Annotated in this window: 7 protein-coding genes; 3 read left to right on the top strand and 4 right to left on the bottom strand. The window is 68.2% G+C overall.

Annotated elements, in window-relative coordinates; all coding sequences use genetic code 11:
• Together M0R80_10955 and M0R80_10950 are read left to right on the top strand one after the other, a co-directional pair.
• A partial coding sequence (locus tag M0R80_10955) for a hypothetical protein (GenBank protein MCK9460147.1) occupies nt 1-647 on the top strand: 647 nt, incomplete at its 5' end.
• 109 nt (nt 648-756) lie between these two features.
• On the top strand, nt 757-1,089 hold the full coding sequence (locus tag M0R80_10950; protein MCK9460146.1) for a hypothetical protein: 333 nt from the start codon (nt 757-759) through the stop codon (nt 1,087-1,089).
• Here the strand turns inward: M0R80_10950 and M0R80_10945 are convergent.
• The 3 genes from M0R80_10945 to M0R80_10935 are packed head-to-tail and all read right to left on the bottom strand — an operon-like array spanning nt 1,086 to nt 3,771.
• Nucleotides 1,086-2,006: a hypothetical protein gene (locus tag M0R80_10945; GenBank protein ID MCK9460145.1), complete on the bottom strand. Its 921-nt coding sequence runs from the start codon at nt 2,004-2,006 to the stop codon at nt 1,086-1,088. The genes M0R80_10950 and M0R80_10945 overlap by 4 nt on opposite strands.
• Nucleotide 2,007: 1 nt before the next feature.
• Nucleotides 2,008-3,069 carry a hypothetical protein gene (locus tag M0R80_10940; GenBank protein MCK9460144.1) on the bottom strand — a complete coding sequence of 354 codons (1,062 nt, stop codon included), beginning with the start codon at nt 3,067-3,069 and terminating at the stop codon, nt 2,008-2,010.
• 33 nt (nt 3,070-3,102) lie between these two features.
• A complete protein-coding gene (locus tag M0R80_10935; protein ID MCK9460143.1) occupies nt 3,103-3,771 on the bottom strand; it encodes a DUF882 domain-containing protein in 669 nt (222 codons plus the stop codon).
• 391 nt (nt 3,772-4,162) lie between these two features.
• Here M0R80_10935 and M0R80_10930 point away from each other — a divergent pair, with 391 nt between their 5' ends.
• On the top strand, nt 4,163-5,953 hold the full coding sequence (locus M0R80_10930) for an HDIG domain-containing protein (GenBank protein ID MCK9460142.1): 1,791 nt from the start codon (nt 4,163-4,165) through the stop codon (nt 5,951-5,953).
• 3 nt (nt 5,954-5,956) lie between these two features.
• On the opposite strand, the gene M0R80_10925 is transcribed toward M0R80_10930, so the two are convergent.
• Nucleotides 5,957-6,367: a response regulator gene (locus M0R80_10925; protein MCK9460141.1), complete on the bottom strand. Its 411-nt coding sequence runs from the start codon at nt 6,365-6,367 to the stop codon at nt 5,957-5,959.
• Nucleotides 6,368-6,386: the final 19 nt, after the last annotated feature.

The raw sequence follows: 6,386 nt of genomic DNA, 5'->3' as shown, positions 1-6,386 counted from the left end.
GGGGGCGGGCCGGGGCCGCGTCCGTCCTGTACGAGAAGGTGCTCGTGCGGTATCCGAAGACCGAGGCGGCGCGGACGGCCAGGGAGCGGATCCCGGCGGTGCGGAAGTGGGTCGCCTCCCGCGGCGTGCCCGGGAAGCCGCAGCTCGTGACGCCGCAACTCGACCTCTCGGAGATGCTCGATAGGAGGCCGTCGCTGTATGTTGCGACCTACCTCGCAGCGCACTACGGCGACGATCCGGCGCTCAGGCCGAAGCTGCGCGCGGCGATCCTCGCTTACCTCGGGACCGCGATGCGCGTCGACGGGCTCTCTCTCGCCGATCTGCGACGTGAGAAGGAGCTCCGGGCGCCCGAGCTCCAGAGCGAGCTGTTCGCGGTGCGGCCCGCGTGCACCATGTCGCCCGATTTCGTGTACGACGACTTCCAGGTTCGGAACGACAACTTCTTCCCGTGGCACAGCGCGAACATCAAGGTCGAGGTCAAGCAGGGCGGCGAGGTTCTGTCCGGGGAGCTCCGCGTCGAGGAGCTCGGGCCCGGTGAGGCGATCGACGTGCTCGAGTTCCGCGTGAAGGGGTCGGGCGGCGTCGTCTCCTGCGGTGTCGACGTCAGCGCCGCCGAGGGGCGCGGTGCCTGGAACGGAAAGATCTGACCCTGGAAAAATTCTGATAAAATCATTTTACGAACCATAGAATTCGGCGTAGAATCCGTTCGTATCAGCAATGTGTTCCATATATATGGGGGAACACGGGAGGATGAACATGAAGAAAATGATGCTGGCAGCGATGGCGGTGCTCCTGTTTGCTGGGTCGGCGTGGGCTGCAGACGGCGGTGTCGACGGCGGTGTCGACGGCGGCGTTGACAGCGGCACGGACACGGACACGGACACCGACTCCGACACCGACACGGATACCGATTCCGACACGGACACCGATACCGATACGGATTCCGACACGGATACCGATTCGGATTCGGATACCGATACGGATACGGACGCGGACGGTGGGGCCGATGACGGCGAAGACGACGATGGCTGCGGATGCAGCACGGTCGGCAACGCGCGGACCGGCTCGCTCTTCTCGATTCTCTTCTAGATTTCCTCGAGGCCCATCACCCACTTCCGGAAGGCCGCTTCCAGTCCGGCGACGTCCTGCTCTCCCAGGAGATCGACGAGCGCCGCCTCCGTTTCGGTCGCCGGGTCGATCGACGCGGCCGCGCCGCCTCGCAGCCTGCGGTACAGCTCACCGAGCGCGCCGCGCTCCTGCAAATAGAGGCAGAGGTGGCGTGCCGCGGAGTAGTTCAGCGCGGAGCCCTCGCCGTAGAACGCCTCCGGCGTCGCGCGGACCAGCTCGGCGATGGGCGGGGAGACACCGTCCGCCACGGCGCGTTGCAGGGCGCCGAGGCGCCAGTTGACGAGCCCCCGCAGCGCCCCGCCCTCGAGGACGCACCGTTCGTACAGGGAGCCCAGCCCCTCGTCGAGCCAAGCGGGGCAGGTGGGGAAGTCCGCGCGGACGAACGGGTGGACGAGCTCGTGCACGACGGTCCCGTCGCCGGTGGAGGCGTCGAGCACGATGGCGGCGTGGGCGTGCGAGTAGAACCCGTACGGCGTCGAGGGCGCTTCGCCGGTGAGGGTGCGGGCCGCGCGGTCGTACGAGTCGGCGTCGCGGCAGAGCCAGATCGTGATCGCGGACCGCGGCTCGACGCGGAAGTACACGCGCTCGAGCCAACGTATCGCGGGCTCGAGGACGGCTCCGACGCGGCGATCGACCACCTCGCCGGGCTCGTCGCTCGCGACGACGAACGGCCGCACGGCGCGCACCGCGAACCCCGGCGGCGCGGTCTCCCGGATCTCCCGCGATCTCGCCTCGAGGAGGGCGTCGAGGGCGTCGGGCTCTCCCGGCTTCGCGGCGGCGCCGGTGCTCCGCTGCTCGTGCGGCGCCGAGCATCCCGCGATCGGCGCCGGGGCCACGAGCGCAAAGGCCGCCGCGAGGATCAGACGGCGGCGCCTCATCTCACTGCGAGGCGCCGGCGGAGAAGCGATAGATGTTCCAGCTGACGCCGCCGCGGATGTCGTGCGCAACCGCCCACAGGGTGAACTCGCCGCCCTCGAACGGGGGAATCCAGTTGGCGTCGAACGGATCGTCCGGGGCGACGTCGTCCGCCGTGGAGCCGTTGCCGGAGCGGTCCTCGTCGAGCGTGCCGCCCGTGACGAACCAGGAGATGTACGTTCGCTCGTACACGACCTCGGTTTGGTCGAGGTTCGACGCCAGGCTCCGTTCGTAGCGCTGGAAGCTCCCGGGAGTCAGGTAGCCGCGCAGCGCCAGGGGCTCGCGGCAACCGTCCTCTGGGTCGCATTCGAAGCACTGGCCGCCAAAGAACTGCGACAGCGGCTCTCCGGCGAGCGCGATCGACTCGATCTCGGGGTTCGCGTTCTGGGCGTACTCGCCGTCGCACGCGAGCGCGCTGTTCTCCGGATCGCACGTGACGACGTCGAAGCTCTTGAGCGCCGTGATCCCCTCGTCCGCGCCCGCCTCGGAGCAGATCTCCAGGAACGCGTCGGGACCCGCTTCTTCGACGGCCCCGCCCATGGAGATCTGGGCCATCACGGCGTAGGCGGCGTCCTCGTCGAAGCCGTCGCCCGCGCACACGAACAGGATCGCGGTCATGACGAGCGGCTCGCCGGGAGGGGCGATCGGCACCTGCGCGCCCTGGTCCGAGTAGTACGACGGCATCCCCAGGTGGTGGGGAAAGACGACGACGCCGCTGTCGTTCACGTCCGTGAACGGCAGGGCGTAGAAGAGCGGGGGGAGCGTCGAGGTGTCCGGCGACGACGACGGCGTGAACAGCCCGGGAACGACGATCCCGCCGCCCACGACGCGGCGCCCCTCGCCGCCCGGATCGGCCGTGAGGATACGGAGCGCGGTCGACTCGCCCGGGGCGATCTCCGGCGGATCGGCCTGGATTCCGAGAATCCGGAGCTTGGTCACCTCGCTCACCCGTTCGAGCTCCGCCTGGCACGCGCAGAGCAGCGCGACGAGCGGGACGACGAGCGAGATCGGGAGCCTTCGGCGCATCGACAGCATCATACCATTTGACCCGCGGCGCAGCTATCCGTTCGGGGAGGGAATCGGGGAGGGGTCCGGGGAGGGGTCGTCCGGGGGGCGCGCGCCGAGCAGCACGCCCTTCCGGTTCTTGGCCGGGATCGGCTCGTCCTTATCGGGCCGCCACTTGGCGTCGTTCGCGAAGGCCTGCGACGCGTCCAACGGCCGGACGCACCCCGGCTGCCCGGGGCCGGAGCTATCCGCCCAGAAGTACGAGCGGCCCTCGCGGACGTCCAGGTGGATGAACCCGGCGGTCGGATAGAGCCCGACGCCGGCGTGGCCGAGCCGTCGCGCGGCCTGAGCCAACGCCGGCAGCCGCACGCCGGAGAACGCCATGTCGATCGCGGAGCCGTCCGCGTGGTGGCCGCCGCCTTCCTCGTCCTTGGGTTCGCGATAACCCGAGATGATCGTGATCTGTCGCACGTTGAATTTGACGGCGAGCTTGTAGATGAGCTTGATGAGGCGTGGAGAGATCGCGTGCACGGCGTCCGTATCCTTGTCGCGCATGACGCGCGCGACCTCATCCACGACCGCGGGGTCGAGCGTTCCGTCCGGGAGGAAAGGGAACACGCGGATCCGCTCTCCGAGGTTGACCGAGTAGAGCGTCAGGTCGCGAAAACCTTCGCGCCATTTGGGTTTGGGGATCGGCGGAACGCTCTGCCATCGACGAATCATTTTACGATACGACGGTGGCGCGTACTTGCGGCAACCTCGGGATCGGTGGAGCTTCTTCTTCGGGGCGGGTTTGCTGTCGGTCTTCTCGGTTTGAACGGCGTTCGCCTGCACGGGTTCCGTCGGGCCGGCTGTCGCGGGCTGGGAGTCCCCTTGTGCCGACGCCGAACCGGCGCTCAGCAACGCCGCGATGGCGACCACCAGAGACGATTTTATTGCTATCCGCAGCACCCGGCCGAGCCTCTCGAGAGCGTGTTCATCGGTCGAAAACCTACCATATGTCGGTTCCGGAACACACAAGCGCTTGCATTTTTCTGACCGGCGTACATGATTTCAAATTCAAAAGGGTGGCGGATCGGCCGGTTGTGCGGTCCGCGTACAGGGCGTCCGGAGCGTGAACAGTCTACGAAAAAGGGCGTACGCCACGGCGTTCACCAGCACGGTGATCGCTTTGGCGTTCGCCGTGATCTGGGTGTGCATCCAGTCCGCGGAGCTGTGGAGCGGCTCGCTCGCCGTGCGCGAGGGTCGCGTGGCGCAGGTCACGGTCCGCCTTCCCGCGAGTTATTTTCGTATCACGATGCTGCGGAACGAGGTCCACTACCTGACGACCACCTCCTCCAGCTGCCCGCACCTCGTGGCGCGCGGGACGAAGCTGGTCCGGGGCAAGGAGTGCACGGGGCTGGTCAAGGCTTTCGAGGCGTCGCGCCGGCCGATCCGGCCCATGCGGCTCATCGGGGCGTTCGTTTTCTTCCTCATGGTCGGCCTCGTGCTCAGCGCGTACATGCGCCGAGACGGGATGGGCCGCGCGAGGTTGGTCCGATCCCATTTGACGGTCTTTCTGCTCTTGACGCTCATGGCGCTGATCTCCAAGGCGATGCTCCTTTTCACCTCGTGGTCCGCGGAAATAGTTCCTGCTGCGATGGTTCCGATGCTCGCGGCGTACTTCCTCGGGCGGCGGTTGTCGTTCGGCGTCGCGATGGCGAGCGCCCTGATCGCGTCGTCCCTGGTCAACTACGACATCCAGATCTTCCTCATCCACCTCATCGCGGGCTTCGCGTCGGTGGTCGCGGCCGGGCAACGGCGGCGCGCGGGAGCGCACCTCAAGGCCGGGGCGATGGTGGCGTGGGTCGCGGTCGTGGCCACGCTCGCGACGACCCTCCTGTTCGCGGGGACGTTGGACATCTACGACGATGTTTCGGAGCACGTCGATCCTCGGTACTCCCTCTGGCTGGCCGGGTTGTTCAGCGGAATCGGCTCTGGGGTGCTCGCCTGGGTGCTCGCGCCGATCGTCGGCGCCATGATAGGCGAGGTCTCGCGCGGGCGGCTGCTCGACCTCCAGGACCTCGACCACCCGCTCCTCAAGCGGCTGCACGAGCGGGCCCCGGCGACCTGGGAGCACAGCCGCGCCATGGCGAACCTGGCCGAGGCGGCGGCGCACGCGATAGGCGCCAACTCGCTTCTGGTCCGCGTCGGCGCCTACTTCCACGACATCGGGAAGAGCTACCACCCGGAGTTCTTCATCGAGAACCAGAGCGGCGGCACGAACCCGCACGACGAGATGACCCCGCTCGACTCGGCCCGCACGATCTTCCACCATGTCACCGAGGGGACGCGGCTTCTGCGGCAGCACGGCGTGCCCGAGGACGTCGTGGAGTTCGCGTTCACGCACCACGGCACCGGCGTGCTCGAGTACTTCTGGCACAAGAACCTCTCCGAGGGGGGGGCGCAGGAGCTCACCGAGCGCGACTTCTCCTACCCAGGGCACAAGCCGGCGAACCGGGAGACCGGCATCCTCATGCTGATCGACGCGATCGAAGCCGCAGCGCGCACCGTGAGCCCGCCCGAGAAGGCGCAGTTCGAGCAGCTCGTGCAGCGCATCGTGTACACCAAGCTCGCCCGCGGGCAGCTCGACGAGTCCGGGCTGTCGCTCGCCGACACGCGGAGCATCGCGAACACCGTGGTCGACACCCTCGTCGGCATGTACCATGGCCGGATCAAGTATCCGTGGCAGACCGACGTCACCGGAGAGGTGGCGACCGTACGCCCCACGCCCCATACCCCGGTCGCGGCCGTGGCCGTGGTCGACGTCGTCGCGGCCCCGCCGGAGCCGGCGTCGGACCTCGCCGACCGCATGAGCGCGCCCATCGTCCCGTCGCCCAAGGCTGGCCCCGGCGACGCGGGCTGATCCCTATCGCCTGCTGACGATGCCGCCGAGAACCTGCGCGAGCTGTTCGATGTCGAACGGCTTCTCGATGAAGGCGCAGCGGTGGCCGCCGAACTCGGCGAGCAGATCGTCGGTCGGCCGGAGCCCCGAGGAGAGCACGACGCGGGCGTCCGGGTCGCGGGCGAGCATCGCGCGGCAGGCGGCGGCGCCGCCCATCCCTCGCATGCGGAGATCGAGCACGGCGACGTCGAACCGCTCACCCGGCGCGCCGTAGAGCTCGAGCGCCTTCTCGCACGAGTCCACGGCGACGACCTCGGCGCCGAGCTCCTCGAGCATCAACGTCAAGACGAAGCGCAGGCGCTCCTCGTCGTCCGCGACGAGGATCTTCAGACCGGCGGGCAGCTCCGCGTGTCCCGGCTCTGGATTGTCGACCATGCTTTCTGTTATGGGTTTC

Source organism: Pseudomonadota bacterium (genome assembly GCA_023229365.1).
Lineage (GTDB): Bacteria > Myxococcota_A > Polyangia > JAAYKL01 > JAAYKL01 > JALNZK01.
This window is presented reverse-complemented; position numbering and strand designations above follow the sequence as displayed.

Coding starts and splice junctions, on each gene's coding strand:
- M0R80_10935 (MCK9460143.1), bottom strand. CDS start 3,771: ATGATTCGTCGATGGCAGAGCGTTCCGCCGATCCCCAAACCCAAATGG.
- M0R80_10925 (MCK9460141.1), bottom strand. CDS start 6,367: ATGGTCGACAATCCAGAGCCGGGACACGCGGAGCTGCCCGCCGGTCTG.
- M0R80_10950 (MCK9460146.1), top strand. CDS start 757: ATGAAGAAAATGATGCTGGCAGCGATGGCGGTGCTCCTGTTTGCTGGG.
- M0R80_10945 (MCK9460145.1), bottom strand. CDS start 2,006: ATGAGGCGCCGCCGTCTGATCCTCGCGGCGGCCTTTGCGCTCGTGGCC.
- M0R80_10940 (MCK9460144.1), bottom strand. CDS start 3,069: ATGCGCCGAAGGCTCCCGATCTCGCTCGTCGTCCCGCTCGTCGCGCTG.